At 71.7% G+C, this 26,077-nt stretch carries 28 protein-coding genes; 15 read left to right on the forward strand and 13 right to left on the reverse strand.

Going from position 1 to position 26,077, the window contains the following annotated elements; genetic code table 11:
- Nucleotides 1-50 precede the first annotated feature (50 nt).
- The 4 genes from ACFFR3_RS37840 (at nt 51) to ACFFR3_RS37855 (ending at nt 2,915) form a co-directional block, all read left to right on the forward strand.
- A complete protein-coding gene (locus ACFFR3_RS37840; RefSeq protein WP_345385153.1) occupies nt 51-947 on the forward strand; it encodes a universal stress protein in 897 nt (298 codons plus the stop codon).
- An 89-nt stretch (nt 948-1,036) separates the two neighbouring features.
- Nucleotides 1,037-1,507, forward strand: coding sequence for a CBS domain-containing protein (locus ACFFR3_RS37845; RefSeq protein WP_345385152.1), 471 nt, complete (start codon nt 1,037-1,039; stop codon nt 1,505-1,507).
- 15 nt (nt 1,508-1,522) lie between these two features.
- Complete coding sequence (locus tag ACFFR3_RS37850) at nt 1,523-2,179, forward strand: CBS domain-containing protein (protein WP_364382050.1); 657 nt, start codon at nt 1,523-1,525, stop codon at nt 2,177-2,179.
- A gap of 16 nt (nt 2,180-2,195) precedes the next feature.
- On the forward strand, nt 2,196-2,915 hold the full coding sequence (locus ACFFR3_RS37855; protein WP_345385150.1) for a universal stress protein: 720 nt from the start codon (nt 2,196-2,198) through the stop codon (nt 2,913-2,915).
- 87 nt (nt 2,916-3,002) lie between these two features.
- Here the strand turns inward: ACFFR3_RS37855 and ACFFR3_RS37860 are convergent, their stop codons facing one another.
- Both ACFFR3_RS37860 and ACFFR3_RS37865 read right to left on the reverse strand, forming a co-directional pair.
- Entirely contained in the window at nt 3,003-6,113 is a 3,111-nt protein-coding gene (locus tag ACFFR3_RS37860; RefSeq protein WP_379484692.1) for an AfsR/SARP family transcriptional regulator, read from the reverse strand.
- Between the two features lie 100 nt (nt 6,114-6,213).
- Complete coding sequence (locus ACFFR3_RS37865; protein ID WP_345385147.1) at nt 6,214-6,582, reverse strand: winged helix-turn-helix transcriptional regulator; 369 nt, start codon at nt 6,580-6,582, stop codon at nt 6,214-6,216.
- Nucleotides 6,583-6,662: 80 nt separating this feature from the next.
- Here ACFFR3_RS37865 and ACFFR3_RS37870 point away from each other — a divergent pair, with 80 nt between their 5' ends.
- The 3 genes from ACFFR3_RS37870 to ACFFR3_RS37880 all read left to right on the forward strand — a co-directional run bounded on the left by ACFFR3_RS37870 (nt 6,663) and on the right by ACFFR3_RS37880 (nt 10,403).
- A complete protein-coding gene (locus ACFFR3_RS37870) occupies nt 6,663-7,589 on the forward strand; it encodes an NADP-dependent oxidoreductase (protein ID WP_364382059.1) in 927 nt (308 codons plus the stop codon).
- 969 nt (nt 7,590-8,558) lie between these two features.
- Nucleotides 8,559-8,903, forward strand: a complete 345-nt coding sequence (locus ACFFR3_RS37875) for a hypothetical protein (RefSeq protein WP_345385144.1) — start codon at nt 8,559-8,561, stop codon at nt 8,901-8,903.
- 165 nt (nt 8,904-9,068) lie between these two features.
- The gene (locus ACFFR3_RS37880) at nt 9,069-10,403 is read left to right on the forward strand and encodes a lanthionine synthetase LanC family protein (protein ID WP_345385143.1); all 1,335 of its coding nucleotides are present in this window, start codon (nt 9,069-9,071) and stop codon (nt 10,401-10,403) included.
- A 50-nt stretch (nt 10,404-10,453) separates the two neighbouring features.
- Here the strand turns inward: ACFFR3_RS37880 and ACFFR3_RS37885 are convergent, their stop codons facing one another.
- A complete protein-coding gene (locus ACFFR3_RS37885; protein WP_345385142.1) occupies nt 10,454-10,636 on the reverse strand; it encodes a hypothetical protein in 183 nt (60 codons plus the stop codon).
- On the opposite strand from ACFFR3_RS37885, the gene ACFFR3_RS37890 reads away from it, so the two are divergent.
- The gene (locus ACFFR3_RS37890; protein WP_379484693.1) at nt 10,635-11,363 is read left to right on the forward strand and encodes a GNAT family N-acetyltransferase; all 729 of its coding nucleotides are present in this window, start codon (nt 10,635-10,637) and stop codon (nt 11,361-11,363) included. The two genes, ACFFR3_RS37885 and ACFFR3_RS37890, sit on opposite strands and share 2 nt — an antisense overlap.
- Before the next feature lie 53 nt (nt 11,364-11,416).
- Here the strand turns inward: ACFFR3_RS37890 and ACFFR3_RS37895 are convergent, their stop codons facing one another.
- Nucleotides 11,417-12,217: a helix-turn-helix transcriptional regulator gene (locus ACFFR3_RS37895; protein ID WP_364382074.1), complete on the reverse strand. Its 801-nt coding sequence runs from the start codon at nt 12,215-12,217 to the stop codon at nt 11,417-11,419.
- Between the two features lie 140 nt (nt 12,218-12,357).
- On the opposite strand from ACFFR3_RS37895, the gene ACFFR3_RS37900 reads away from it, so the two are divergent.
- Nucleotides 12,358-13,059 (forward strand): alpha/beta fold hydrolase, encoded by a 702-nt coding sequence (locus ACFFR3_RS37900; RefSeq protein WP_345385138.1) that lies wholly within the window; start codon nt 12,358-12,360, stop codon nt 13,057-13,059.
- A 250-nt stretch (nt 13,060-13,309) separates the two neighbouring features.
- On the opposite strand, the gene ACFFR3_RS37905 is transcribed toward ACFFR3_RS37900, so the two are convergent.
- From ACFFR3_RS37905 to ACFFR3_RS37925, 5 genes are all read right to left on the reverse strand, one after another.
- Entirely contained in the window at nt 13,310-13,978 is a 669-nt protein-coding gene (locus ACFFR3_RS37905; protein WP_379484710.1) for an HAD family hydrolase, read from the reverse strand.
- A 2-nt stretch (nt 13,979-13,980) separates the two neighbouring features.
- Entirely contained in the window at nt 13,981-14,706 is a 726-nt protein-coding gene (locus ACFFR3_RS37910; RefSeq protein WP_345385136.1) for a glycerophosphodiester phosphodiesterase, read from the reverse strand.
- An 83-nt stretch (nt 14,707-14,789) separates the two neighbouring features.
- Nucleotides 14,790-16,127, reverse strand: coding sequence for an ABC transporter substrate-binding protein (locus ACFFR3_RS37915; RefSeq protein ID WP_345385135.1), 1,338 nt, complete (start codon nt 16,125-16,127; stop codon nt 14,790-14,792).
- A gap of 28 nt (nt 16,128-16,155) precedes the next feature.
- Complete coding sequence (locus ACFFR3_RS37920; RefSeq protein ID WP_379484694.1) at nt 16,156-17,031, reverse strand: carbohydrate ABC transporter permease; 876 nt, start codon at nt 17,029-17,031, stop codon at nt 16,156-16,158.
- Nucleotides 17,031-18,008, reverse strand: a complete 978-nt coding sequence (locus tag ACFFR3_RS37925; protein ID WP_364382084.1) for a carbohydrate ABC transporter permease — start codon at nt 18,006-18,008, stop codon at nt 17,031-17,033. The genes ACFFR3_RS37920 and ACFFR3_RS37925 overlap by 1 nt, the downstream gene beginning before the upstream one ends.
- 135 nt (nt 18,009-18,143) lie before the next feature.
- Between ACFFR3_RS37925 and ACFFR3_RS37930 the strand changes: the two genes are divergently transcribed.
- From ACFFR3_RS37930 to ACFFR3_RS37940, 3 genes are all read left to right on the forward strand, one after another.
- Nucleotides 18,144-18,923, forward strand: a complete 780-nt coding sequence (locus ACFFR3_RS37930; protein ID WP_345385133.1) for a DeoR/GlpR family DNA-binding transcription regulator — start codon at nt 18,144-18,146, stop codon at nt 18,921-18,923.
- A 162-nt stretch (nt 18,924-19,085) separates the two neighbouring features.
- The gene (locus ACFFR3_RS37935) at nt 19,086-20,204 is read left to right on the forward strand and encodes a chymotrypsin family serine protease (protein ID WP_345385132.1); all 1,119 of its coding nucleotides are present in this window, start codon (nt 19,086-19,088) and stop codon (nt 20,202-20,204) included.
- Between the two features lie 51 nt (nt 20,205-20,255).
- Nucleotides 20,256-20,564: a hypothetical protein gene (locus ACFFR3_RS37940; RefSeq protein WP_364382089.1), complete on the forward strand. Its 309-nt coding sequence runs from the start codon at nt 20,256-20,258 to the stop codon at nt 20,562-20,564.
- A gap of 104 nt (nt 20,565-20,668) precedes the next feature.
- Here the strand turns inward: ACFFR3_RS37940 and ACFFR3_RS37945 are convergent, their stop codons facing one another.
- The 3 genes from ACFFR3_RS37945 to ACFFR3_RS37955 form a co-directional block, all read right to left on the reverse strand.
- Nucleotides 20,669-21,901, reverse strand: coding sequence for a cytochrome P450 (locus tag ACFFR3_RS37945; RefSeq protein WP_379484695.1), 1,233 nt, complete (start codon nt 21,899-21,901; stop codon nt 20,669-20,671).
- A 408-nt stretch (nt 21,902-22,309) separates the two neighbouring features.
- Nucleotides 22,310-23,317, reverse strand: a complete 1,008-nt coding sequence (locus tag ACFFR3_RS37950; RefSeq protein WP_345385129.1) for an aldo/keto reductase — start codon at nt 23,315-23,317, stop codon at nt 22,310-22,312.
- A gap of 85 nt (nt 23,318-23,402) precedes the next feature.
- On the reverse strand, nt 23,403-23,783 hold the full coding sequence (locus ACFFR3_RS37955; RefSeq protein ID WP_364382096.1) for an SgcJ/EcaC family oxidoreductase: 381 nt from the start codon (nt 23,781-23,783) through the stop codon (nt 23,403-23,405).
- A gap of 101 nt (nt 23,784-23,884) precedes the next feature.
- Between ACFFR3_RS37955 and ACFFR3_RS37960 the strand changes: the two genes are divergently transcribed.
- Nucleotides 23,885-24,481 carry an NAD(P)-dependent oxidoreductase gene (locus ACFFR3_RS37960; protein WP_345385127.1) on the forward strand — a complete coding sequence of 199 codons (597 nt, stop codon included), beginning with the start codon at nt 23,885-23,887 and terminating at the stop codon, nt 24,479-24,481.
- A gap of 18 nt (nt 24,482-24,499) precedes the next feature.
- Nucleotides 24,500-24,820: a hypothetical protein gene (locus tag ACFFR3_RS37965; protein ID WP_345385126.1), complete on the forward strand. Its 321-nt coding sequence runs from the start codon at nt 24,500-24,502 to the stop codon at nt 24,818-24,820.
- 114 nt (nt 24,821-24,934) lie between these two features.
- Here the strand turns inward: ACFFR3_RS37965 and ACFFR3_RS37970 are convergent, their stop codons facing one another.
- Nucleotides 24,935-25,246 (reverse strand): hypothetical protein, encoded by a 312-nt coding sequence (locus ACFFR3_RS37970; RefSeq protein ID WP_345385125.1) that lies wholly within the window; start codon nt 25,244-25,246, stop codon nt 24,935-24,937.
- 183 nt (nt 25,247-25,429) lie between these two features.
- On the opposite strand from ACFFR3_RS37970, the gene ACFFR3_RS37975 reads away from it, so the two are divergent.
- The gene (locus ACFFR3_RS37975; RefSeq protein ID WP_379484696.1) at nt 25,430-26,071 is read left to right on the forward strand and encodes a response regulator transcription factor; all 642 of its coding nucleotides are present in this window, start codon (nt 25,430-25,432) and stop codon (nt 26,069-26,071) included.
- Nucleotides 26,072-26,077 lie beyond the last annotated feature (6 nt).

The following is a 26,077-nucleotide window of genomic DNA, read 5'->3' on the forward strand; positions in this document are numbered from 1 at the left end:
GCTTGCCCCGAGCCGCGTTTGCCGGGAACGCCCCCGGTGAGGGGACCGGAATGAGCGGTCTCGTGATCGTGGGCACCGACGGCTCCGCTCCCGCCGCCGCGGCGGTCGAGTGGGCCGCCGACGACGCCCTGCGTAAGCGCGCCGAGCTGCGCATCGTGCACGCGCTCGACCGCGGGCCCTACGCCATCACCGGGGTGGCCGTCCCCGGGCCCTACGTCATCGCGGGAGCGGACGTCCCCGAGCTGGACGAGGCGCTGAGACGCGCGGCGGCGAAGGTGCTGGAGGCGGCCGAGGCCACCGCGCGCGCCCGGCGGCCCGAGGTGCCCGTCACCACGCGGGTCGTCGACGGGACGCCCGCCGCCGTGCTCATGGACCAGGCGCGGGACGCGGACGAGCTGGTCGTCGGCGACCGCGGGCTAGGCGGCTTCACCAGGGCGCTGCTCGGGTCGGTGACGATGAAGGTGGCGGGGCAGGCGCCGTGCCCGGTGGTCGTGGTGCGTGACGGCCCCGGTGATCGTACAGGCGATGGTACGGGTGAGATCGCCGTCGGCGTCGACGGCTCCGAGAGCTGCGAACCGGCCATCGCCTACGCCTTCGAGCAGGCCGCCCTGCGCGGCGCCACGCTCCACCTGGTCCACGCGTGGGAGGTGCCGGTCCACGCGTTCGCGCCCGAGATCTCCTACGACGCGGACGAGGTCCGCGCCGCCAAGCAGGAGCTGGTCCGCGCCCGCACCGAGCGGTGGCAGGCGGAGCACCCCGAGGTGCCCACCGTCATGGACATCCAGTGCGCGCACCCCGTGGACGCCCTCACCGCCACCCCGTGCGACCTGATGGTCGTCGGCTCCCACGGCCGGGGCGCGATCGGCGCGCTGCTGCTCGGCTCGGTCAGCAGAGGCGTGCTGCAGCACGCGCGCGGCACCGTGGCGGTGGTGCGCCCACCGGCGTGAGCACGGGACCAAAGACGGTCGCCCGCGGGACTTCCTACCCGGGCGCCGGGGCCTGCGACAGGGGAGGGTGAGAGCAGGAAGGAGGGGTCATGAACATCGAGTCGCTGACCGCGTCGCAGGTGATGAGCAGGGTCCTGGTGGTCGTCACGCCGGACGAGTCGCCGCTGATGGCATGGGAGCTGATGCGCAGGGCCGACGTGCACCACCTGCCCGTCGTGGAGAACCGGCACGTGCTCGGCATCCTGAGCCGCGAACACCTGGCCGCCTCCTGGTCGGGCAGCCCTGAGGAGCAGTCCACCCGTCCCGTGCGGTCGTTGCTGCAGCGCGTGCCGCTGCCCCGGGTACGCCCTGACACGCCGCTGCCCAGGATCGCCGCCCTGATGCTCGACACCTGCTGCGACGCCGTGCCCGTGCTGTCGGGCGACGGGCTGGTCGGGCTGGTCACGGCCAGGGACGTGCTGTCGGCCGTCGCAGGGCGGGCCAGGCCGGAGGCCGGTCCGGGTGAGGTCGTGACCGGAATGTTCCACCTTGAACCCGTCCTTCCCGGCGGGAAGCGCTGAAGGAGAGGTGACGTCATGCCGATCCCCGTCAAGGACGTCATGGGCCGGGTGGCCATCGCCGTCCTGCCGGACGCGACGTTCGCGGAGATCGTGGCCGCGATGAGACGGTACGCGGTCGGCGCGGTGACCGTGATCGACGCGGAGCGGCGGCCGATCGGCGTGGTCTCGGAGGACGACCTGCTGCTCAAGGAGGTCGATCCGGTACGGCACCGCGTGTCGATGTTCGAGTCGCGCACGCAGCGGCACGAGCACGACAAGGCCGCCGGGGTCACCGCGGGCGAGCTGATGACCTCGCCGGCGATCACCGTCACCCCCGAGACCCCCGTACGCGGCGCGGCCCGGATCATGCACGCCAAGCGCATCAAGCAGCTACCGGTGGTCGACGAGGAGACCGGCCGGGTCGTCGGCACCCTGCACCAGCGCGACGTGCTGCGGGTCTTCACCCGGCCGGCCGCCGACCTGGAGCGGGACGTACGCGCCGTGCTCCCGGATGACGGCTCGTTCACCGTCCAGGTGGACGCGGGCGTGGCGCGGATCGGCGGGCGGGTGCGCCGCAGGTCGCAGGCCGTCGCGCTGACCGAGGCCGTCCGCGCGGTCGAGGGCGTGGTGGACGTGGCCTGCGACGTGACCTACGACGACGACGACCTCATCGGCGTCCCGCCGCTGCTGTGACCGGGGGAGGCAGGTGATGGGCGGACACATCGTGCTCGGCTACGACGGCTCCGACTTCTCCATGCAGGCCCTCGACTGGGCGCTCGACGAGGCCGAGCTGCGCAACCTGCCGCTGCTGGTCGCGCACGCCTGGCAGTGGCCGTACGGCGAGGCGGACGAGGAGGCCAAGTCCCACCTGCGCAAGGCGGCCGAGCACGTGGTGTGGCACGGCGCCGACTGCGCCCGGCACACCAGTGCCGGCGTCAATGCCGAGACCGACCTGTACGAAGGGCCGGCCGCCGAACGCCTGATCGAGCTCTCCCGCGACGCCGAGCTCGTCGTGGTCGGCTCGCGAGGGCTCGGCGCGCTGCCGAGGGCGGTCGTCGGCTCGGTCGCCGACCGCACCGCCCTGTACGCCGCCTGCCCCGTCATCGTCGTCCGCGGCCCTGGGCCGCTGCCTCTCGCGCCCAGCCCAGGGCCCGTCGTCGTGGCCGACCCCGAGCCGGGCGCCGCCGTCCTGGAGTTCGCCGGCCAGGAGGCGCTCCTGCGCCAGGTCGGGCTGGCCGCCCAGAGCGACCTCACGGAGTGGTCGGCCAGCCATCCCGGCGTACGGATCGAGCCCGCCGGCCACGCACCGGCCACGCTCATGGTCGTCCGCCGCGCCACCGCCGCCCGCGACGGCCTCGCCCGCCACCTCCTCCAGCACGCCCCCTGCCCCGTCGCCGTGGTGGGCGCGGGGACGGACGCCGGCCACTAGCCGAGCCACTAGCCGAGTCACGAGCCCGTCGCGGGCGGGCAGGTGGGCGCCGGCCACTGACCGGAGTGGGCGCTGCGGAGGCTCCGGCTAGTCGGTCTTGGCGGGTGTGCGGGTGAGGCGGGCGTCCAGCGTCCGCACGCCCTTCTCGTGCGCGATCCCCTCGAACAGGCTCCTGGCCTCCTCCCAGACGGCTCTGGCCGTGCCGTGGTCGCCTGCCGCGCCGTGCGCGTCGCCGAGATCCTTGAGCGCGTGCGCCAGGTACGGCACCCAGCCACGTGTGCGCCACATCGCGACCGAGCGTTCGAGGGTGGAGATGGCGCCGGCCACGTTCCCCTCGGCCAGGTCCAGCCGGCCGAGCACGGCCAGCGAGTCGGCGACGTAGTGGCCGTAGTTGCCCTCCTCGCTGTAGGCCAGCGTCAGCTCCGCGGTGGCCCTGGCCCGCTCGTCGCCGACGGCGGCGTACAGCTTGGCCAGATACAGCAGCGAGAACGTCTCCTGGTAGCGGTAGTTCGCCCGCCGCGCCATCTCCCGCGACCTCTCCAGCAGCTCCTGCCCGCCGGCGAAGTCGCCGCAGAACGCCTTCGCCGCCCCCAGGAACTGCATGATGGTCGTCCTGTAGTGCGGGTTGCCGAGCGCCTCGGCCACCTTCGTCGCCCGCTCCAGCACGGAGTGCGCCGCCCGCGGGTCGTCCTCGCCGTGGATGATCGCCATCACGTGCAGCGCCCGCGCCTGGCCGCCGAGGTAGTCCGCCTCGACGGCCGTCCGCAGGGCCCGCTCGGCCAGGGCGAGCGCCTGCGCGCTGCCGTTGCCGTCGGCGGTCATGCTCCAGGCCAGGCTGGCCAGCGCGTCGGAGATCCCGATCGGGTTGTCCAGCTCGGTCCACAGGTCGAGGAGCCGCGTGGCGCCGGTCCGCATGCTGATCATCGCCGGCCCCTGGCCGGGCGGCGAGTTCCAGGTGGTGACCTCCAGCAGGCCGCGCATCAGCACGCCCTCGCCGCGCCTGTCGCCGGTCTCGCGGCAGAGCGCGAGCGCCTGCTCGTGCATCCGCTGCCAGCCGTCGTACAGGCCGCGCGCGTTGAGGTACTTCTCGGTGGAGCCCGCGAGGTCCCACGCCAGCTCGGTCAGCCGCGCCTCGCACGCCTGCGCGACCCCCGCCATCAGCGCGGCGTGCTCCGCGCCGAACCAGGCCATGTGATCGGCCACCAGCGGGCCCGAGAACCGCGCGGGCAGCCGCCAGCGGGGCGCCTCGCTGTGGATGGACGCGTAGCAGGAGCCCGGCACGCGCTCCGCCGCGACCTCCGCCAGCGCCAGCCACGCGCCCAGGGCCCGCCGCAGCGCGGCCTGGCGCTCGGGCTCGGGGTCCTCGCGCTGGGCGCGTTCGCGGGCGTACAACCTGATGAGGTCGTGGAAGCGGTACCTGAGCCGGCCGGTCTCGTCGGGTCCGGTCTGCGCCAGCAGATGCGTGTCGACCAGGGTCTCCAGCTCGCGCTCCGCCTGGCGTACCGAGACGTCGAGCAGCGCCGCCACCGCCCACGAGGCGAAGTCGGGCGCGTCGAGCAGCCCGGCCAGGCGGAAGGCCCGCTGCGCGCCCGCGGGCAGCATCCGGTAGCTCAGCTCGAACCCCGCGCGCACGTCGAGGTCGCCCGCCACCAGCTCGTCGAGCCGGTGGCGCTCCTCGCCGAGCACGCCGGCGAGGTGCGACAGGCTCCAGTGCCTCCTGCTGAGCAGCCTGGCCGCCGAGATGCGGACCGCCAGCGGGACCCGCCCGCACAGCCGCATGATCTCCAGAGCCGCGTCCATGTCGTCCTTGACGCGGTCGTCGCCGACGATGCGCTTGAGCAGGTCGATGGCCTGGCTCGCGGGCAGCACGTCCAGCTCCAGCAGGCTCGCGCCCTCCAGGCCGACCAGCCGGACCCGTCCCGTGAGCAGCACCGCCGTGCCGGGCGCCCCCGGCAGGAGCGGCCGCACCTGCTTCTCGCCCGCGACGTTGTCGAGCAGGATGAGCATCCTGCGGCCCGCCATGCAGCTACGGAAGAGCGCCACGCGCTCTTCCAGGGACTCGGGGATGCCGTGAGTGCTGACGCCGAGCGCGAACAGGAAGCGGCTGAGCACGTCCTCGGGGCGGGCCGGGTCGGAGGAGGCGCCGCGCAGGTCGGCGTAGAGCTGGCCGTCGGGGAAGCGCTCGGCGATGCGGTGCGCGACGTGCACCGCCAGCGTCGTCTTCCCCAGGCCGCCGATGCCCGCGATGCTGGCGATGGCGACGGTGCCGGGCCGCGGCCTGGTGAGGACGTCGGTCAGGTGCAGCACCTCGTCGTCCCTGCCGGTGAAGTCAGCGATGTCCGGCGGCAGCTCGGCCGGCGTCGGAGCCGCCCGCGTAGCCGTTGCCGTGACCTGGGCGGGCGCTTCGGCGGGCTCCTCGGCCGGCTCGGCGGGCGGCGTCGTGCCGCGCGGCTCCAGGTCGAGCGAGGGGTCCTGGGTGAGGATCCGGTGATGCAGGTCCTGCAGCTCCTCGGCCGGGTCGAGGCCGGTCTCCTCGACCAGGGTCGCGCGGGCGCGGGCGTACTCGGCGAGCGCGTCGGCCCGCCGCCCACACCGGTACAGCGCCAGCATCAGCTGCGCTCGTAACCGCTCCTGCAGCGGGTACGCGGCGGTGAGCGCGGTCAGCTCGCCCAGCAGCCCAGCGTGCCGGCCCAGCCGCAGGTCCACGGCGATCCGCGACTGCAGCACCGACAGACGGACCTCCTCCAGCCGCGTGGCCTCGGCCGCCAGCATCGGCACGTCCACCAGCCCCGCGAACGCGGGCCCGCGCCACAGGTCGAGCGCCTCCCGCAGCAGCCGGCTGGCCTCCGCCAGGTCGCCCGCGGCCTCCGCCGCCTGCCCCGCGCCGGCCAGCTCCTCGAACCGGGTCGCGTCCAGGTCCTCCGCGGCCACCGGCAGCAGGTAGCCGGCATGCTGGCGGACGACGAGGTCCGGCGCGCCCAGCCGCCGCCTGAGCCGGTGGATGTACGTCTGCACGTTCTTCGTGGCGCTCTTCGGCGGGGTGCTGCCCCACAGCGCCATGACGAGCTGATCCTGCGACACCGGGTGATTGGCATGGCACAGCAGCACCGCCAGCAGCACCCGTGACTTGGGCGTGCCCACATCGAGCCGCGCGCCGTCGCGCCACACCGCCAGCGGACCAAGTATTCCGAACTCCATGGCGCCCCCTCGGTCGGGACGCACTGTAAACCTTGACGGAGCGCTTCGTCGCTTCTTCCGGGATATAGAAATTATTGCGATCCGGCCGGGAGCCCGACCCTCAGCCGTGGCGGGCGACCGGCTGGGTGGAGACGGCGTCGAGGACCGCGTCGCCGTGCTCGCGCGCCCACTCCGTCAGCACGTGGATCGGCTCGATCAGCGTCGCACCGAGCGGCGTCAGCTCGTACTCGACCCGGGGCGGCGCCTCCGCGTACGCCTGCCTCCGCACGAGCCCGTGCGACTCGAGGCGCCGCAGCGTCTGGGTGAGCACCTTGCGGGAGATCCCACCGATCAGCTCCACCAACTCGCCGTGACGCACCGGGCCCGCGCTGAGACCGGCGAGCACCACCACCGTCCACTTGTCGGCGATCAGCTCGACCGCCAGCCGCCCCGGGCAGTCGGCGAGGAAGAAATCGCAGGAACCGCTCATGGAGCCAAAGGTACCTGGCGGTTCCTATCGGATACCTAGCGTTGATTCCGCCACCTCCATCTACAGGCAGGAGAGTCATCATGCGCGTCATCACCCAGCGGCGGCTCGGCGGCCCTGAAGTGCTCACACTCGAAGAAGCCCCCGCGCCTCGGGCCATGCCGACCGAGGTGCTGGTCCGGGTCGAGGCGGTCGGGCTGAACCCGCTGGAGGCGCGGCTGCGGGCAGGGGAGTTCCCGCTGCTCGGCGCGCCGCCGTTCGTCCTCGGCTGGGACGTCAGTGGCGTCGTCGAGGAGTCGCTCAGCTGGCGGTTCAGGCCCGGCGACGAGGTGTTCGGCATGCCGCTCTTCCCCCGTGCGGCGAACGCGTACGCCGAGCTCGTCGCCGCCCCCGCACTGCACCTGGCGCTCAAGCCGGCCGCGCTCTCGCACGTCGAGGCCGCGGCGCTGCCCGTCGTCGGCCTGACGGCGTGGCAGGGCCTCGTGGACGTCGGCGGCGTGACAGCGGGCGACCGCGTCCTGGTGCACGGCGGCGGCGGTGGCGTCGGGCACGTCGCGATCCAGATCGCGAAGGCGCTCGGCGCGTACGTGATCACCACCGCCGGCGGAAGCAAGCGGGCCTTCGCCGAGGGACTGGGAGCGGACGAGGTGATCGACTACACGACGACCGACTTCGCCGAGCAGGTCCGCGACGTGGACGTGGTGCTCGACACGATCGGCGGCGACGCCGTGGAGCGGTCGCTCGGCGTGCTGCGCCCCGGCGGTCACCTCGTGACGGCGGTCGCCGAGGAGGACGCCGGGCTCGCGGCGGCCTACGAGGCGGCCGGGATGCGCTTCAGCGGCATCGCCGTGGAACCTGACCCGATCGCCCTGCACCGCCTGGCCGACCTCGCCACCCAGGGCCGCCTCCGGGTCCACGTCCAGGAGACCTTCCCCTTCGACCGCGTCACCGACGCCCACCGCCTCCTGGACACCGGCCACCTCCAGGGCAAACTCGTCCTAACCCCCTGACAGCGCTGACGGGGATGATCACCTCCCGCCATCCCCACCCCTGGCCCCCTGTCGCACGCACCCACTGAAAGTCCGCGTGCGGCCACCCTGCGTGCGGCGGGATTGGGTGGGGCGGAGCTGCGTGCGGCGGATCGGGGGGCTTCTGGGGCTTGTCCGGATGCGGCGGTTTGGCTCCCGGGTGTCTGCTTACTGTCTGTGTCGTGTTCGTTTCCAGCGCCAGCCTGGGTCGGGGTGACGGGCGCGGGTGAACGTGGTCATCGCGGCTGTGAACGCGGCCCGGTCTGCGGCCCGGTCTGCGGCCCGGTCTGCGGCCCGGTCTGCGGCCTGGTCTGCCGCCCGGTCTGCGGCCTGTGATGGGGGCGGCGGGTGCGTGCTGGCGGGTGGTGGGTTCGGGAAAGCCGCCAGAGTCGGGCGGCCCAGGGGAGCGGCGTGTGTGGGCAGCCTGGTCATCAGCCAGTAGGTTCCGCCCAGAATGCCGGCTGTGCCCGCGATGGCCGTCAGCGCGATCAGGGCCGTCGACGGGTGGTCGGTGGCGGAGCTCTTCGAGTCGTGGGGGACGGTGCTGTTGCGGGGTGCGCTGGCTGCGTCAGTGGCGCCAGCCTCCAGGTGCGTCGCGCCGGAGCTCAGGTCGGTCGCTCCGGGCTCCGATCTTGTGGTGCTGGGCTCTCGTTCTGCGACGCCGGGCTCTGGTCTTGTGGTGCCGGGTTCTGCTCTTGTGGCGCTGGGATCTCGTCCCGTGCCGCCGGGCTCTGCTCCTGCGAGGCCGGGTTCTGCTCCTGTGAGGCCGGGTTCTGGTTTTGTGAGGCCGGGTTCCGCTCCTGCCAAGCTGGGTTCTGGTCCTGTGGGGCCGGATGATGCCCCTGTAGTGCCGGGTTCGGGTCTGGTGGCGGGGTCTGGTTTTGAGGGTTCGGGGGTGTGGGCCTGGGGGGAGTGGGTCTTCTGGGGTGGCTTGTCGTTTGCGGTCCGTGTGTGTGGCTGCTGGGCGCCGCGCAGGGTTCTGCCCGTGCCGGTTCTCGTGCCGCCACGAGGGCGCTCGCGGCCGATGCGGGCTCGTGGTGCGGCGTTCTCCCCGTCGTCGTCATCATCGCTGCCGTCGTCATCGTCATCGTCGTCGTACGCGGCGACGTGCAGGACCGCCGCGGACGGCGAACCGGCGTCCGGCCAGATGGCCGGGAGTGGAGCGTCGGCGAGGGCGAGAACGATCGCGATCACCGGCAGCCGCCACCGCAGTCCTCGCACCACCGCACGCTCCTCATCTGTCGACTGTGCTCCACCATGAACGCCGGTGGTTGGACCAAGGTGAGGCCCGGATGAGAACGCCCTCATGTGCATGCGGCTCAGCCGAAGGCGCCGCCGTGATCGGGCCGAAGTGACCGAGCCGATATTCCTACTGGCTTGATTGGGTATAGTTCTCCATCAAACCTACGGAAATAATCGGAAAGCCTGCGATATGTGCCCTGAATGTGCCAGAGTCCGGTCATGAGCCTGGACGAGCTGCGCCCCATGAGCGCTCGTGCCCACTCTCCGATGACGGCCGCCCTCTCGACCGCGCGCTGGATCAGGTCCGCCGCCGTGGACGACGAGCACGGCAGGCACTGGCGGGCCAACCCCGATCGGCACGGCAGGCCGGCGCTGCCGCCGCGGCCCCGGTCCCTCTACTCGGGAGCGGCCGGGATCGTGCTGTTCTTCCTGGAGCTGGCCGCCGCCACCGGGAACGACGCGTACCTGGAGGACGCGCTGAGCGGCGCGCGGTGGCTGGCCGCCACCTGGCGGCAGGACGACGACCTGACCCTGCACCACGGGCTGACCGGCACGATGATCGCGCTGATGGAGGCCGGCTGGGCGCTCGGCGACGACCGGCTCGACGCCGAGGCCGCGGCGATCGCCGAGTCCATCGTCGAGCGCGGCCGCACCCGCGTGGACGGCCTCGGCTGGACGTTCGACCCCGCGCAGAGCGGTGACGGCGGCATCGTGCTCGGGCTGCTGCGCGCCGCCGCCCGGTTCGGCGAGCCCGCGTACGAGGTCGCGGCCGTCGGCGCCGGCCTGCGCATCGCCGGGCTGCCCGTGCCCGGCAGCCGGCACGGCGGACTCGACGGCCTGCCCTCCGACGCGATCATCCCCGGCTTCCTCGCCGGCTCCGCCGGCATCGCCTTCCTCATGGCCCGCCTGTACGGGGTGAGCGGCGACGAGCGTTTCCTGCGCGCCGCCCGCAGCGGGGCCGGCTTCGTCCGCGAGGTGAGCGTGACGGCCGACGGCCGGGCGCTGGTCCCCCACCACGTGCCCAGCTCGGGTGAGCTGTACTACGCCGGGTTCTGCTCCGGCGCGGCCGGCGTGGCCAGGATGTTCTACGAGCTGCACCGGGTGACGGGCGACCTCGACGACCTGGACTGGATGGAGCGGCTGGCGCACGGCGTGGTCGACAGCTCGGCCCCGCCGCGCCGCACCCCCGGCTACTGGAACTCAGCCTGCCAGTGCTGCGGCACGGCCGGGCTGGTGGAGCTGTTCGTCGGGCTCTGGTCGGTCACGGGGCGCGCCTCCTGCCTGGAGTTCGCCCGTACGCTCGCCGCCGACCTGGTGGCCAGGGCCGACGACCACGACGGGCGCGGCTACCGCTGGTACCAGGCCTACCGCCGGGTCAGGCCCGGTGAGGTGAGCGCGGACACCGGGTACATGGTCGGCGCGGCCGGCATCGGCGCGGCCCTCCTCCATCTGGACGCGGCCGGTCAGCCCGACCAGGCGCGCCGGGTGCTCCTTCTGCCCGACAACCCGTTCCCCGTCCTCCCGATCCCCCGCATCACCACCCAGAACGGCTGACCTCTGCGAGCGGCTGCCCGGCGATCACCCCGGCGCGGCGTACCGGGATCTCAGCTCTCCGCCAGCGCGATCGCCGATTCGAGCACGGTGGCGAAGTTCGCCGCGACGCCCGGCCGCACGTAGGAGGAGGCGGGCTTGAGGTAGATCTCCGAGGGGCGCGCGGCCCTCGTCAGGGCCTGGTGCCGGTGTGCTGCGGGCGAACACCGGTATGGCGCCCGATAAGGTCGCTGCATGACCGCGCCCACGTCTCCCTGCGTCGCGCTCCACGCCTCCCCGCCGGCCGGCCCCTTGGACGACCCGGTACGCGCCGCGCTGCTCGGAACGCACGCTCACCTCGCGGAACAGCGCGGCAGGGTGCTGCGCTACCCGCTCGACGTCTCCCCGTTCGTGTCGCTGCCGCCCGACCCGGGCCCCGCCGACTGGGCGGACGCGGCGGCGCTGGCCGGCGCGGACGGCACCGTGGTGATGACCGGCCCGGCCCCCGCGCCGCCCGCCGACGTGGCCGAGTCCATGCTCATCCCCGGCGTCCAGCTCACCGGCGAGCACGTCGCCGGGGCACACGACGACGCCGTGGTACGCCTGGGGCCCGCGGACGTGCCGGAGATGCTCGACCTCGTCGCCCGCACCCAGCCGGGGCCGTTCCTGCTCCGCACCGTCGAGCTCGGCGTCTACCTCGGCATCCGCCGCGGCGGCGCCCTCGTGGCGATGGCCGGCGAGCGGTTCCGCCCGCCCGGGTGGACGGAGATCAGCGCCGTCTGCACCGATCCCGCCCACCAGGGTCAGGGGCTGGCGCGGCGGCTGGTGCTCGCGATCGTCGCGGGCGTCAAGGAGCGCGGCGAGCAGCCGTTCCTGCACGCCGCCGACACCAACACCGGCGCGATCCGCCTGTACGAACGCCTCGGCTTCCGGCTGCGCCGCCCGGTCGAGTTCCGCGTGGTGAAGCTACCGCCGGCCGCCTGACACCCGGCTCGGCGGAGGCGAGCCGTCCGGCCGCCTGTCTCCCGGGCGGCGGCTCAGAGGGAGGCGAGGAGGGACAGTTTCTCCGCGCTGCCGGTGCCGGCGTCGGGGTGCATGACGACGAGCGTCTGGCCCGGCGCGCCGTCGAGGCTCAGCCGCTCGCGGTTCAGCCACAGCTCGCCGACCTGCGGATGGTCGAGGTTCTTGGGCGTGCCCGCGCACGTGTTGACGTCGTGGCGGGCCCACAGCCGGGCGAAGAGCGGGCTGGCCAGCGACAGCTCGCCGACCAGCTCGATGAAGCGGGGGTCGTCGGTGTCGGTGCCCACCGACTTGCGGAACCCGGCGACCATGCCCGCCGCGCCGTCCTCCCACCGGGGGAGCAGGGCCTGCTCGGCGGGATCGAGGAACATGTCCCGCAGCCGGTTGCGGCCCGCCACGAGCCGCGGTGACACGGCGGTGGCGAGGGCGTTGGCGGCCAGCACGTCGAAGTAGCGGCCCTCCACGTACGCGGGGAACGGCATCGTGCCGATCAGCTTGGCGACCCCCGGCGGCACGGTCTCCTTGCGGGCGCGCCGCCGTCGCCGCCCGGGCTGCTTGGCCCCGAGGCGCAGCAGGTAGGCCGTGGCGTCGTCGTCGAGCAGCAGCGCGCGGGCGAGCGACTCGAGGACCTGCGGCGAGGGGTTGCGGTCGCGGCCCTGTTCGAGCCGCAGGTAGTAGTCGGTGCTGATGCCCGCGAGCATCGCGACCTCCTCCCGGCGCAGCCCGCGCACCCGCCGCACGCCGGTGGCGGGGATGCCGGCCTGGCCGGGGGTGACGAGCTCCCGGCGAGCGCGTACGTAATCGCCCAGAAGGTTCATGACCCCCACGGTACGCGGTGCCGGTGCGGCCGTGCCTGGCCCTGCCGCCCCCAGGATGACGGGGGCTCTGGTTGTGTCACCGCGTGCCCGGCAGCCTCGTGTCCTGCACGAACACCGCAGATGAGCGAGGAGCATCGAGCATGTCGACGTACGTACTGGTCCACGGAGCCTGGCACGGCGGGCAGTGCTGGGAGCGGGTCGTCCCGCTGCTGGCCGAGGCGGGGCACCGGGTGTTCGCGCCGTCGCTGACCGGCCTCGGTGACAAGGTCCATTTGCGCGGCCCGGAGGTGAACCTGGACACCCACGTCGATGACATCGTGAGCCTGCTCACCGAGCAGGACCTCACCGACGTGATCCTGGTGGGCCACAGCTACGCCGGGCTGGTCATCACCTCCGCCGCCGACCGCGTGCCCGAGCGCGTCGGCCGGCTCGTCTACCTCGACGCCATGGTCCCCGAGGACGGCGAGAGCGCGCTGGACGTGCAGCCCATGACGCGGGCGCTCATCGACCGCGCGGCCGAGACGGAGCCCGGCTGGCTGGTGCCGCCCATGCCCGAGATGCCGCCCATGGGGCTGTTCGGGGTCACCGACCCGGCCGACGCGGCGTGGCTGCGGGAGATGCTGACGGACCAGCCGGTGGGCTGCTTCGTGCAGCCGGTACGGCTGACCGACCCGGCCCTGCGCCTCATCCCGCGGACCCACATCCACTGCGTGGCCGGCGTGCCCGAGGGGATCGAGCGGCGGCCTGTCCCGGCCTCCGCGCAGGTGTGGGAGCTGCCGACGGGACACGACTGCATGATCACCATGCCGGCCGAGCTCACCGAGCTGCTGCTCAAGCTGTGACGCAGGTGGCGCCGGCGATCACGTCGCCGCCGTTGGCGAGCACCACGGGCCGCCCGCGGGGAACACGTTGAAGATGATCGGCGCGAGGGTGGCGTACAGGGCGAGGATCACCCACCGCTTGACAGAGCGCCCGTAACGATTCTCATGGCTTGACCCGTCGCCCGATGACCGCGATCGGCCACCTGAGAATCGCCCGCGCACACGGCAGCGTTACAGCGCCGCCCCGGCCGGGGCGGCGCTGTGAACGTGCTCAGCCCAGCCTGGCGGCCAGCAGCGAGGTCAGCCCGTCGACGGTGACGCTCTCCAGCTCGGCCACCACCGCCCCGTGACCGTCGCCCAGCGCGGCGCCGTCCTCGGGCACGGCCACCACCAGGCAGCCCGCGGCCAGCGCGGACGCGACGCCGGGCACCGAGTCCTCCAGCGCCACACAGCCGCGCGGATCGACGCCCAGCCGCCGCGCCGCCGTCAGGTACGCTTCAGGGTCCGGCTTCGGCCGGCTCACCTCGTCGCCGCAGACCACGACCTGGAACGTGCCGGGGTCGAGCTGGGCCAGCACCTCGTCCACCAGGACGCGGTGGCTCGACGTCACCAGCGCCGTGGGGATGCCCCGCCGGCGTACGGACTCGACCATGGCCTGCGCGGCCGGCCGCCACGGCACGCCGAGGGCGAACAGCTGCCTGGTACGTTCCAGCAGCCATGCCGCCGACTCCGCGGCGTCCGCCGCGATGCCCAGGTCGTCGTGGAGGAGCTGCGCGGTGTCGCGCAGGTTCTTGCCGACCACCTGGCGGCGGATCTCGGGCCGCAGCTCGCCGCCGAGCCTGGCGGCCAGGCCGGCGAGGCTGACGTCCCAGAGGGGCTCGCTGTCGAACAGGGTGCCGTCCATGTCGAACAGCACCGCTTCCATCCCGGCCGTCTTCACGGTCAACGCAGTGCCTCGGCCAGCCAGCGCTGCACCGTGCGGGGGTCGTCGCCGGTGGTGCCGTCCACGCCGAGCTCGACCCAGTGGCGCAGGTCGTCCTCGGTGCGGGTGGGCCAGCCGTGCACCGGGAAACCCTCGTCGTGCAGCCGCCTGACGACGTCGGCGGTCAGCCCCTCGCCGCCGCTGTGGATGCGGCTGGAGCCGGTGTCCTTGAGCAGCTGCCGGTAGCCGCCGGGGTGGGCCTCGGCGGTGGTCCACTTGGAGACGATGATGCCGCGCGGGATGTCCGGCAGCTTCTCGGCCACCGTGGCCATCGCCTCGACCGAGAAGCCGGTGAGGATCGTGCGCTCGGCGTACTCGGGATGCTGGGGGAAGAAGTCGGTCAGGCCGTCGATGGCGGCCAGGTCCTTGATCTCCAGCTGCACGAACCTGGTCGTCGCCTGATACATCTGCTCCAGCGTGGGCACCCGCTCACCCCCGCCCACGTCCACCGCGCTGATCTGCGCCCAGGTCAGCTCGGCGACCGGCCCCAGGCCCTGGCCTTCGGGCCCGGCGGCGGTCCGGTCGAGCGTCGCGTCGTGCAGCATGAACAGCTGCCCGTCCGCGCTGATGCGGACATCGGTCTCCAGCTCGTCGACCCCGACCTCCTCGGCCACCCGGTAGGACGCGATGGTGTTCTCGGGTGCTTCGGCCATGGCGCCGCGGTGTCCGACGATGGCAAATGCCACGATCTTCCTTCCTCGTTTCTTCTCTTTGTCCGTGACGTCCCGTGGGGGGCGGCCGTCGGAGCGGCGGCACGAGAGGTCCGAAATCAGGGCGCCACCAGCCGGTGATACTTCGGCATCACCCGCTGGACGGCGGGGTCCAGGTTGCGCATCGCCTCGCGCAGCGTCTCGGCGGGGTCGGCGTTGGCGGAGTAGACCTTCTGCAGGACGATCAGCATCTCGGAGATCGTCTCGTTGACGTAGCGACGCATGACGTCCGCCTGGCGGGCCCGGCTCAGCTGGTCCTGGGCCACCTGGTACTGCGGCGACTTGGCGTTGCGCTCCTTGATCTTCGGCGAGTTGAGCGAGCTGGTCGTCACCGGGAGATAGCCGGTGTTGAGGCTCCACTCGGGCGCACCCGTGCCGGCCAGGTACTTGACCAGCTCCCAGGTGGCCTGCTTGCGCTCCTTGGCCGCGTTGCGCATGATCGCCAGGCCGCTGCCGCCGGTCGGCACGCCGGGCTGGTCCTGCTCGGGCAGGAAGGCCGCGCCGATCTCGAACGTGGCCGCCTTGAGCAGCGAGGTGAGCGCGCCGGTCGAGTTGCAGATGGTCGCGGTCACGCCGGCCGCGAAGTCGGCGTTCACGTCGCTGGTCAGGTAGGCCATCTTGTCGTCGTGGATGAAGGCCCGGTCGAACTCCAGCGCGGCGACCGTCTGCTCCGACTCCAGCATCGGCGTCATGCCGTCGGAGTACGCGCCGCCGAAGGCCCAGGACGAGCCCTGGAAGTACCAGTCGTCCTTGCCGGTGTAGGCGCGCATCCTGATCGGCGCGCCCTTGTGCTTGTAGCCCTTGAGCTGCTGTCCCCACTCGCGCAGTTCGGTGAAGGTCTTGGGGCCGCGGTCGGGCAGACCGGCGCCGGCGAAGATCTCCTTGTTGTAGTAGAACAGCGGCGTCGAGCGGGCCCAGGGCAGCCAGAAGATCTCGTTCCTGATCGTGCCCTCGGCCAGGAACGTCGGGTGGTAGGCGTCGGGGCGGAAGCCCGCGTCGAAGTAGCCGCTCAGCGGCTCCAGCGCCTCGGCGAGGTAATAGCGGTTCCAGTTCACGTCGCTGAGCGTGACGAGGTCGGGCACCTGCGCCACCGCGAAGCTGGCGGCCAGCTTCGAGTCGAGCGCCGGGTAGCCGGGGAACAGCTGGATCTCGCAGTAGATGTCCTGCTGTGACGCGTTGAACCCGTCGATGATCGTCTGCAGGACCTCGGCGTTGTGCGCGGTGAACGCGCTCCACAGCACCACCCGCTCGCGGCGGGCGAACTTGTCCGGCACCTGACCGCTCACCTGGGCGTACTCGCCCTCCTTGCGGCCGGCGCAGGCGCTCAGCGCCAGGCCGGCCGCGGCCGCGGTGGCGGCGGACAGGAGCCGGCGACGGCTGAAACTCGGTCCCGTCACGCTGCTTCCTTTCTCAAGTACGTGATGCTCATCGGCGCAGCGCGCTCCCGGCCAGGCCGGCGACGATGTAGCGCTGCGCCAGCAGGAAGACGATGGTCACCGGAAGGACGACGAACAGGGTCCCGGCCATCAGGGCGCCCCAGTCGTTGATGCCGTCGTTCTCCTTGAGGTAGAGCAGCCCGATCGGCAGCGTCCGCATGTTGACCGAGTTGGTGACGATCAGCGGCCAGACGAAGTTGTTCCACTCGTCGATCAGGGCGATGAGCCCGACCGTGATGATCGCCGGCCGCGACATCGGCAGGATGAACGACCAGATCGTCCGCAGGTGCCCGGAGCCGTCGATCTGCGCCGCCTCCAGCACCTCGTACGGCAGCGACCGGAAGAACTGGTGGAGCAGGAACGTGCCGAACGCCGAGGCCACACCCGGCAGGATGAGGCCGGCGTAGGTGTTCAGCAGGTTCAGCTGGCCCACGGTGATGTAGTTGACCAGCAGCGTCACGTGCCCTGGCACCATCAGCGCGCCGAGCATGAAGACGAACAGCCAGCGCTTGCCGGGGAAGGGCAGGAAGGCGAAGGCGTAGGCGGTGAAGACCGCCAGCACCACCTTCAGCACCGTCCCGACCGCGGCCACCACGACCGAGTTGACCAGGAACTGCCCGAACGGGGCCAGCTCCCAGGCAGTGACGAAGTTCTCCAGCGTCAGCGACTGCGGGATCAGCCGCATCGGCCAGGTGTTGATGTCCTCGTTGGTCTTGAACGCCGTGGTGACGAACAGGTAGATCGGGAGGAGGAAGATCAGCGCGGTGACCACCAGGCCGAGCACGCCCCACCAGGGCGTGCGCCGGGAGGTCGGCGACTTGGGGCGGGTGGGCTCGGTGGCCGCCGCGGTCGGCATGACCGTCATCAGTAGTGAACCCTCCGCTCGACGAATCGGAACTGCAGGACGGTGATCGCCATCAGCACCACGAACATGATCATGGAGGCCGCGCTGGAGACACCGACGTTGGTGCGGTTGAACGCCTCGTCGTAGATGAACCAGCTCAGCGTGGTCGTGGAGCGGGCGGGCCCGCCGCTGGTCATCATGGCGATCACGTCGAACGCCTGGAAGGCCGAGATCGTCTGGGTGATGACCAGGAAGAACGTGGTGGGGGAGAGCAGCGGGAAGATCATGCGCCGGAACTGCGTCCACCGGCCGGCGCCGTCGATCCTGGCCGCCTCCAGCACCTCCGAGGGGATCTGCTGGATGCCCACCAGGTAGACGATCGCGACGAAGCCGAGGCCCTTCCAGATGGAGACGATGATCAGCGCCCACAGCGCCCATGAGTCGTCGTTGGTCCAGGCCGGCGAGGTGGCGCCGAACGCCTCGAACACCATCCGGCTCAGGCCGTGGTTGGGGTCGAAGATGAACAGCCAGATGGTCGCGATCGCCGCCCCGGACAGCACGTGGGGGGCGAAGGCGAGCGTCTGCACCGAGGTGGTGCCGCGTATGCGTTGCGCGAACAGCATCGCCAGCGCCAGGCCGAGCACCAGGGTCACGACCACGACGACGACCACCCACACCAGCGTGCGGAGCAGTACGTCGGGGAATGACCAGCTGCTGAACAGGGCTTGGTAGTTGAGGAACCCGGCCCACTCGGCCGCCGGCGAGATGAAGTCCCAGGTGGTGAAGCTGAGGTAGATGTTCTGGATGATCGGCCAGTACGCGAAGACGGCGATCAGCACCAGGTTGGGCATCGCGAAGGCGGCGAACAGCAGGTAGCCACGCCGGCGACGGCGTGCCGCAGCCTGTTGGCCGGACGCCTTCTGCCCGGTGTCGTCAGGCCGGCGGGCGCTGACGGAGAGTGCCGATCCCGATTCGAGATCGCTGACTCCACTGCTCACGGGCTACCACCCATCGCGTCGGGAACGAACGTGTGCCGACTTTACTGGCGGTTAAGTGCTCGATTCTGGTCATTTGGTGCCTAATCTGTGACCATTGCGCGAACGTTTCCATCACATGTGCAAGGGTGTCAGCAGATGTCGAGCGTGTTTCAAGGTCGTGCCTTCGACCGTCAGCAGCGCATCCTCGGTTACGTCCGCAGCGAGGGCCGTGCCGTCGTCTCCGAGATCGCCGACATGTTCGCGATCTCGCCCGCGACCCTGCGCAGGGACCTGCGGGCGCTGGAGGCGCAGCGGCTGATCGTCCGCTCGTACGGCGTCTTCTACCCCACCGACATCGGCCGGTACGAGACGCCGCTGGAGCACCGGCACAAGGCCAAGACCCAGGAGCGGGTGGCGATCGCGGAGGCGGCGACCGCGATGATGGCCGACGTCGGGACCGTGTTCATCGACGAGGGCGCCCTGCCGGAGGACCTGATCGGGCCGATGCGCCGGCTCAACAGGATGACGGTGGTGACCCGGTCGGTGACCGTCGCCGCCGAGCTCGGCCGGCACTCCGACCACGACGTCATCATCGTCGGCGGGCGGCTGCGCCCGGCGACCATGGGCACCGTCGACAAGTGGGCCACGGCGATGCTCGCCGAGCTGAACGTGGACCTCGCCGTCATGGGCACCAACGGCGTGTCGATCGAACGCGGGCTGACCACTCCCGATCCGACGGTGGCCGCGGCCAAGACGGCGGCGCTGCAGGCGGCCCGCCAGTGCGTGCTGGTGTGCGAGCACACCAGGTTCGGCGTGGCCAGCTTCGCCAAGTTCGGCGAGCTCGACCAGGTGACCTGGGTCGTCACCGGCAAGCAACTGCCCAGGGCGGCGGCGCAGCGCTACGGGGAGGCCGGCCCCAAGATCCTGCGCGTCTGACCAGGACCCGCCCCGGACACCTGAGGGCCGCGGACTAGGGATAACCCTGGGCCGGGCCCTGACGTCGGGCCGGTCGTACGGGAGGACACTGAGGCCCTCAGCGGCCCGGTAGGGGTGGCCGGGCCGTCCCCGTCAGCGGAAACCGGCCGAATCGAGGCAACGATGCCGAACGAAGAGTTTCTCGCGCCCTCAGGACTGCCCGAGCCCTTCCCGTCCGTCGCCGACGACGTCATGGCCCGCGCCGCCGGCGCGGTCACCGACGCCGCGCTGCGGGACGTGACCAGTCCCATCCGCGACGCGCACGGCGAGCTCGAAGACGCGCTGATGCGCATCCACCGGGAAGGCCGTCCCGGGGCCCAGGACGTCGACAGCTTCCTGCGGCCCAGCGGCGCCGTCCAGGCCGTCGCCATCGGGCTCGGCGAGCCCGGCTCGGCGTTCGCGCCGGGGGAACCGGCGCTCACCGTCTACACCGCCGAGCCCACCGAGACGAGCACGGCACGCGAGATGGTGGTGGACGGGCTCGGCGTCTCCTCCGCGCGCGACGTCCCCATGATGGTGCGCCACGGCGTCTTCGACGCGCAGCCGCACCGCTTCCGCATCCGCCCGGCGCCCGGCGGCGTCTCCACCGGCCACACCGCGGTCACGGCCGGCACGCTCGGCTGCCTGGCCGTCGGCCGCAGCGCGCCGCGCAACCAGCGGCTGATGCTGCTCAGCAACAACCACGTGCTCGCCGACGAGAACAAGGCGTCGCTGAACGACCCCATCGTCCAGCCGGGCTCGTTCGACGGCGGCACCTCGCCGGCCGACCAGATCGCGGTGCTCGAACGCTTCCGCCCGATCGCCTTCGGCGGCGCGCCCAACCTGGTGGACTGCGCGGTCGCCTGGTGCTGGCCCGAGCGCGTACGCCGTGAGCTGACCTACGTCTGGGGCGGCGGCCAGGCGTTCTTCCGCATCTCCTCCGCGCCCGTCGCGCCGGCGTTCAACATGGTCGTCGGCAAGACCGGGCGCACCACGCAGCTCCGGCAGGGGGTGATCAACGGCCTGGCCTGGTCCGGGTTCGTGAACTACGACAGCGGTCCCGCGTTCTTCACCAACCAGATCGCGATCAGGCCCATCGGCGCGCCCGAGTTCAGCGCGGGCGGCGACTCCGGCTCGATCGTGTGGGCGTGGAGCGGCGCGCTCCCGCCCGTGGGCCTGCTGTTCGCCGGGAGCACGTCCCAGACGCTGGCCAACCCGATCCGGCTGGTTCTGGACGCGCTCGACATCAACCTCCACACCTGACGCGGCCGTACGATGCCGGGGTAGGGGAGGCGTCTTCCTGAGGAGCCGCTCATGGCCGATGACCAGAACTTCGAGCCCCCTGGGCAGGTGGAGGGCGGGCTGCCGGAGCACACCGTGTTCACCGCGGACCTGCCCGACGCCACGCCCATCGCCGCAGCGGTCGAACGGGTCGCCGAGAAGTGGCTGGGGGTGCGCGGCGTCGAGGCGGTCACGCACGTCCAGGGGCCGGGCGGCGCGGACGTCGTCCAGGTGATGGTCCGGGATCAGGCGGCACTCGACCGGCTCGCCTCCCGCCTGCCGTCGGACGTGGACGGCTTCCCCGTCACGGTGGAGATCAGCGGCACGTTCCGCGCTCAGTGACGGCTCAGTGACGGCTCAGTGACGGCTCAGTGACGCCTCAGTGACATCCGGGGCCGGGCCCTCGCCCGGCCCCGGCCCACTGGCCCGGCGGCTGACCTCCGCACTCAGGTCCAGGCGACCGGTACGCTCACCGGGCCCGCGATGATCTGGCCGGTCTTGCGCTGGAGATCCTCCGCCGGTACGGCGAGCCTGAGGGTGGGCAACTCGCGGAGCAGCACGCTCATGGCCGCCGATATCTCGGTGTGGCTCAAATGGCGTCCGATGCAGTGGTGGGCGCCGTGGCCGAAGGACAGGTGGCGGTTCGGGGCGCGGGTGAAGGTCATGCGGTGCGGGTCAGGGAAGACGCGGGGATCGTAGTTCGCCGTGACGTGGGACGGGATGACGAGGTCGCCCGCTCGTAAACGGGCTCCGCTCGGCAGAACGGTGTCGCGGGTCGCGCGGCGCGGCAATGCGTCCGCCGCGGCCGTGGTGAACATGCGTTGCAACTCCACCAGCGCGGGCTCCACGCTTTCGGGATGCTCGGCCAGATAGGCGTAGGCGGTCTCGTGATCGTCGTACGGGTGGGAGAGCAGAACCTGCGTGAACGTGCCGATGCTGCTGGCCGTCGTCTCCCAGCCGCCCACGAGCAGCGCGAGCGGTAATTTGAGCAATTGGTCGGGAGGCAGAGCCGCTCCCCGCGCGGCGATCGTCGACAGCAGGTCGTCTCCGGGCCTGGAGCGCCGTCGCTCGATCAGGGTCGCGAGGTAGCCGACCATCGCGAGCTGGGCGTCGGCGGCCTCTGACCGGCTGAGGGCGCTGGTGGCCAGGAACGCCTCACCCCAGGCCCTGAACCGCGACCTGTCCTGCGCCGGCAGGCCGAACAGGTCGCTGATGACGTTCAGCGCGTAGGGCAGCGCGTACGACTCCATGAGATCCGCCGGCTCGCCCGCCTCCAGCAGGTGTGCCAGCTGCGCCGAGGCGGCGGCCTCGATCCGCGGACCGAGCCGGCGCACCGCCCGCGGCGTGAAATGGTCGGCGACGACGCCGCGCACGGCGGCGTGCTCGGCGTCGTCGAGACCGAGAATGGTGCCGTCGAGGTCGATGTCGTCCTCTTCGAGCGCCTCTTTCCGGGAGAAAGTCGCCTGATCTCTGAGCACGGTCAGCACATCGTCATAACGGGTCACCAGGAATGCCGGGGAACCGTTCGAGCGGACGACCCGATGCACGCCGTTTTCGGCCTCACGCAGCTCGTGATAAAGGGCGTGAGGATATAGGCCGGGACGATTGACCCCGTCGGGACCGAGGTCCAGCGGATGGGTGATCGGGCAGGCGGGCACGTGCGAGTTCGCTGCGGTCATCGCCGGAATTCCCCTGTTCTCGGACGGCCGCCGAGGCGGATTTTCCCGCCTGCGGCAAAAACCCCTACACGTCCGGCTCAGAATAAGAACGTGATCGCGATGACACATGTAGCGTCACGGTTGTATCGAACGAACCCTCCCGGCAAAAGCGCCCCACAAAGCTGACGACATTCGAAAATGCGCGCCGAAACGGTTCATCAGAGCGGACGGCGCACGCGCTCCACATCGGCGCGGGCGGTCCTGGCCAGGGTCTGCTGCCGGCCTGTCACGGCTGCCATGCGCCGGCCGGAGGACCCGGCGGCCCTGCCGCAGCGGGTCGAGGCCGCCTTCAGCCGTCCCGACGGCCTGGCAGGACAGCGGCGACCCCTCCGGCCCCGAGCGGGCCGAAGGGGTCGAGGTGCGTTGAGGTCAGGCGCCGGCGGTGGCGAGGCGGGCGAGCTGGTCGTCGGTGAGCTTGACGTCCAGGGCCGGTAGCGCCGCCTCGTACTGCTGAAGGGTGCGCGGCCCGATCAGCGGGACGATGCTCGGCGCGCTCTGGTGCATCAGCCACGCGAGGACCAGCGCGTTCGGCGTCACCCCCGCCTCCGCGGCCACCTCGGCGACCGCGGCCAGCCTGGCCTCGGCGTCCGGGCCCTCGTACGGGTCCATCGCCCAGTGGCCGCGCCGCTTGGCCGGGTCGTCGTAGATGCCCTTGAGGATGGGGGAGTAGGCGACCAGCGTGAGGTCGTCGTGCGTCTCCAGGTAGTCGAGCTGCTCGTCGTCCACGATCGAGGCGTGCCGCAGCCCGGCCCGGCGGCGCAGGTAGGAGTGCTGCTGCTGGAGCGCGACCGGCGCCGGCCAGCCGTGCTGCGCGCAGAGCTGCCTGATCCGCTCCAGCCGCCAGGTCCGTACGTTGGACCAGCCGATGTGGCGGGCCTTGCCGGCCTGGACGATGCCGGCCAGCGCCTCCAGCGTCTCCTCAAGCGGCGTGGCCCGGTCGTCGACGTGCACGTAGTACAGGTCGACGTGGTCGGTGCCGAGCCGGCGCAGGCTGCCGTCGATCGCGTCGCGCAGCGTCTTGGCCCCGGCGCCGACGAAGGTGCGGTAGGCCGCGTCCCAGTCGGGCCCTTCGTCGGTCCAGACGGCGTCCAGGTCGCGGACGACGGCGCTGCCCTTCGTGGCGAGGAACACGTCGTCACGCTTGCCCGACCGGCGCAGCCAGCGGCCGATCAGTTCCTCGCTCTCGCCGCCGAGACTGCCCCGGTTCTCCCACCAGCAGTAGCAGTCGGCGGTGTCCAGGAAATTGCCGCCGGCCGCCACGTACCGGTCGAGCATCGTGACGGACTCGTCCTCCGGCGTGACGGTTCCCATGATCATGCAGCCCAGGGCGAGCCTGCTGACCTGCTCGCCGGTACGTCCCAGCTCTACGGTCTTCACGCGACTTCTCCTGTCGTCGGTGACGGTCGGATGCCCGCGGCGCCTCACGGTGAGATCGAGGCTAGGAGCTGAAGTGCGCTCCAGGTCAAGGCGTGCTCACCCGGGTGTTCTGGAAGGAGGCGAACCGCCACCCTTCTGGGGTGCGGACGGCGGTGAAGGAGACGGTCGAGCTGCGCAGCTGCCCGCCGACGGCGGTGCCGCCCTTGGAGACCACGAGTACGGCCCCGTCGGCCAGCCGCTTGAACCGGGGCTCGGCGGGGGCGGGCATGGTGGAGCCCTTGAGCGGCCCGTCGAACAGCCACCGGTGCGCGGCCTCGATGGCCGCCCTGCCCTCGGTGTGGGTGCCGTCGAAGGTGATGTAGTCGGCGTCCTCGGTGAAGAGGGCGGCGTAGGCGGTGGCGTCGCCCGCGTTCCAGGCGTCGGCCAGGCGGGTGAGCAGGGCGGTGATCTCGGCGTTCTCGGACATGGTCGCGGCTCCTTCTCTGGCGCCCCTTCATTATTGCGATTTGCACTATAACCTGATCGTATGGCTATAGTGCAAATCGCTATAAGGAGAGGTGCCATACCATGAAGATCCTCGTCATCGGCGCGACCGGCCGTACCGGAAAGCACGTCCTGGCCCAGGGCGCCGCGCGCGGCCACGAGATCACCGCCTTCGCCCGCCGCCCCGAGCTGCTCACCGACCGCGGCGGCCTCGCCGGCGTGATCGCGGGCGACGCGCACGACCTCGCGACCATGCGCGCGGCCGTCCAGGGGCAGGACGCCGTCATCTCCGCGGTCGGCGGCAGCGGCATCGCGCGCACGCTCATCACCGCCATGCGCGAGGCCGGCGTGCGACGGGTGGTGATGACCAGCAGCAGGTCGGTGCCGGCCACCCGCCCCAGGCTCGCGGTCACCCTGGCCTGGCTGTTCTTCCGCGCGGCCTACGTGGACCTCGCGCGGGCGGAGGGCATGCTGCAGGTCAGCGGGCTCGACTACACCATCGCCCGCGCGACCATGCTGAACGACAAGCCGCCCGCAGGACGGGTGCACATCGACTTCGCGGACAACGCCACGGGCGGGGCGGCGCAGCTCGCCCGCGCCGACTACGCGATGGCGCTCCTCGACGCGGCCGAGGATCCCGCGCTGGCCGGCCGGGCCATGGGCATCTGCGGCCCCAAATGACGCCTTAAGGTATCGATCATGATGAGCCCGGATGAACACTTCCAGCAGGTCGGCGCCGAGCTGGCCGACCTCGGCGTACGGATCTCCACGATGATGGGCAGGCCCGCGCTCAAGGACCAGGCGGGCAAGGTGTTCGCGAGCCTCCAGCGCGACGGCGCGATGGTGTTCCGCCTGGTCAGGGACACTCCCGAGTACGAAGACGCGCTGGAGCTGGACGGTGCGTCCCTGTTCGACCCGATGGGGCAGGGCAAGGTGGTGAAGGACTGGGTGGTCGTGCCGCCTTCCGCGTCCGAGCGGTGGACGGACCTCGCGGAAGCCGCTTTGAGCCGCCCGCGCTGACCCGTTGCGACGAGGACGATCCGCTGGCGGCCGGGCACCTTCGCCCCAAGGCGCTCGTGGGGGAGCCGACGGGGCTCAGGCGGCGGCGCGGCGCTGACGCGGTGAGGAGAAGCGCTAGCGACGACGTTGTTCCTCCTTCTTGAGCGCCTCGATCAGACCGTCGAGAAGGAGCCCGCCGGCCTCGACGATCTGCTGCCAGAACTGACCGTCCTTGAGGTCTTTCCGGATGTCCTCCGTCGAGATCGTCTCTACCGACTCCCCCTTCTGCAACGCCATCGCTCTGAGCCGGATCACGTCGCTGATGGCTCCCGTGACGGTCCTCGCGAGTTCCAGCGGAAGCTCTCCGACCAGCTCAGGTTGCCCGGGCTGTGCCTGCCAGGGCCCGTCCTTGGCCAGCAGGGCGTAGTGCGGCGGTCCGGCGACCATGACGACCTCCTCCGCAGGGATCATCCTCGACGCTAAGGAGCGTTCGCGCCGCAGGTCCACGAACGGGTATGGTCGCGAACCTGACGGCAGGCGGCAGGGATCCGCCAGGAAGCGGCACACTCGTGAGCGCTCGGCGATCTCGGTGTCTAGGCTCGAGCGATCCAGAAGGGATTCCTGTCAGCGGTGGCCGTCCACGTCGCGGTTGTCGACCCCCTGCCCATGTTCCGGCAGGGGGTCGCCACCGTGTTGTCCGCCGCGGGTCACGACGTCGAGACCCCTGCCGACGTGCTGGCATGGGTGCGTCGCGGACAGCGTCAGGTGGTCCTGCTGACCCTCGTGGGGGAGCCCGACTGGGAACTCCTCGGACGGCTGCGTGACGCGGGCGGGACGCACGCCGTGATCGTGCTCATAGGTGCGGACGACCCCGGCGCGCTCCTCGGAGCCAGGGCGGTGCGCTCCGGTGCGCGCTCGGTCCTGCCACGCGAGGTGACGCCGGGAGCGCTGCGCCGTACGGTCGAGGCGACGTACGACGGGCAGGCGGTGATGCCCGCGGCGGTGGCGAGCGCGCTCAGCTCAGCACCGAGGGCCGACGCCGTCCCGGAGTTCCTCGGTGCGCGGCGACTGTCGTGGCTGCGGCAGCTTGCGACCGGAATGACGGTCGCCCAGCTGGCCAGGCGGTCCGGATACTCCGAACGCGCGATGTTCCGCATGTTGCAGGCGCTCTATCAGGAGATGGGCGTCTCGACCCGCATTCAGGCGATCGTCCGTGCCCAGGCGGAGGGCTGGTTGCGGGCCGACGCCGACGCGCCGGGATCGCGCGGCTGAACGGGC

This window comes from Nonomuraea salmonea (assembly GCF_042428605.1).
Classification (GTDB): domain Bacteria; phylum Actinomycetota; class Actinomycetes; order Streptosporangiales; family Streptosporangiaceae; genus Nonomuraea; species Nonomuraea salmonea.

Coding starts and splice junctions, on each gene's coding strand:
- ACFFR3_RS37935 (WP_345385132.1), top strand. CDS start 19,086: ATGCCGAACGAAGAGTTTCTCGCGCCCTCAGGACTGCCCGAGCCCTTC.
- ACFFR3_RS37845 (WP_345385152.1), top strand. CDS start 1,037: ATGAACATCGAGTCGCTGACCGCGTCGCAGGTGATGAGCAGGGTCCTG.
- ACFFR3_RS37960 (WP_345385127.1), top strand. CDS start 23,885: ATGAAGATCCTCGTCATCGGCGCGACCGGCCGTACCGGAAAGCACGTC.
- ACFFR3_RS37860 (WP_379484692.1), bottom strand. CDS start 6,113: ATGGAGTTCGGAATACTTGGTCCGCTGGCGGTGTGGCGCGACGGCGCG.
- ACFFR3_RS37940 (WP_364382089.1), top strand. CDS start 20,256: ATGGCCGATGACCAGAACTTCGAGCCCCCTGGGCAGGTGGAGGGCGGG.
- ACFFR3_RS37885 (WP_345385142.1), bottom strand. CDS start 10,636: ATGCAGCGACCTTATCGGGCGCCATACCGGTGTTCGCCCGCAGCACAC.
- ACFFR3_RS37870 (WP_364382059.1), top strand. CDS start 6,663: ATGCGCGTCATCACCCAGCGGCGGCTCGGCGGCCCTGAAGTGCTCACA.
- ACFFR3_RS37965 (WP_345385126.1), top strand. CDS start 24,500: ATGATGAGCCCGGATGAACACTTCCAGCAGGTCGGCGCCGAGCTGGCC.
- ACFFR3_RS37970 (WP_345385125.1), bottom strand. CDS start 25,246: ATGGTCGCCGGACCGCCGCACTACGCCCTGCTGGCCAAGGACGGGCCC.
- ACFFR3_RS37945 (WP_379484695.1), bottom strand. CDS start 21,901: ATGACCGCAGCGAACTCGCACGTGCCCGCCTGCCCGATCACCCATCCG.
- ACFFR3_RS37855 (WP_345385150.1), top strand. CDS start 2,196: ATGGGCGGACACATCGTGCTCGGCTACGACGGCTCCGACTTCTCCATG.
- ACFFR3_RS37895 (WP_364382074.1), bottom strand. CDS start 12,217: ATGAACCTTCTGGGCGATTACGTACGCGCTCGCCGGGAGCTCGTCACC.
- ACFFR3_RS37955 (WP_364382096.1), bottom strand. CDS start 23,783: ATGTCCGAGAACGCCGAGATCACCGCCCTGCTCACCCGCCTGGCCGAC.
- ACFFR3_RS37930 (WP_345385133.1), top strand. CDS start 18,144: ATGTCGAGCGTGTTTCAAGGTCGTGCCTTCGACCGTCAGCAGCGCATC.
- ACFFR3_RS37900 (WP_345385138.1), top strand. CDS start 12,358: ATGTCGACGTACGTACTGGTCCACGGAGCCTGGCACGGCGGGCAGTGC.
- ACFFR3_RS37890 (WP_379484693.1), top strand. CDS start 10,635: ATGACCGCGCCCACGTCTCCCTGCGTCGCGCTCCACGCCTCCCCGCCG.
- ACFFR3_RS37850 (WP_364382050.1), top strand. CDS start 1,523: ATGCCGATCCCCGTCAAGGACGTCATGGGCCGGGTGGCCATCGCCGTC.
- ACFFR3_RS37865 (WP_345385147.1), bottom strand. CDS start 6,582: ATGAGCGGTTCCTGCGATTTCTTCCTCGCCGACTGCCCGGGGCGGCTG.
- ACFFR3_RS37920 (WP_379484694.1), bottom strand. CDS start 17,031: ATGACGGTCATGCCGACCGCGGCGGCCACCGAGCCCACCCGCCCCAAG.
- ACFFR3_RS37840 (WP_345385153.1), top strand. CDS start 51: ATGAGCGGTCTCGTGATCGTGGGCACCGACGGCTCCGCTCCCGCCGCC.
- ACFFR3_RS37880 (WP_345385143.1), top strand. CDS start 9,069: ATGAGCCTGGACGAGCTGCGCCCCATGAGCGCTCGTGCCCACTCTCCG.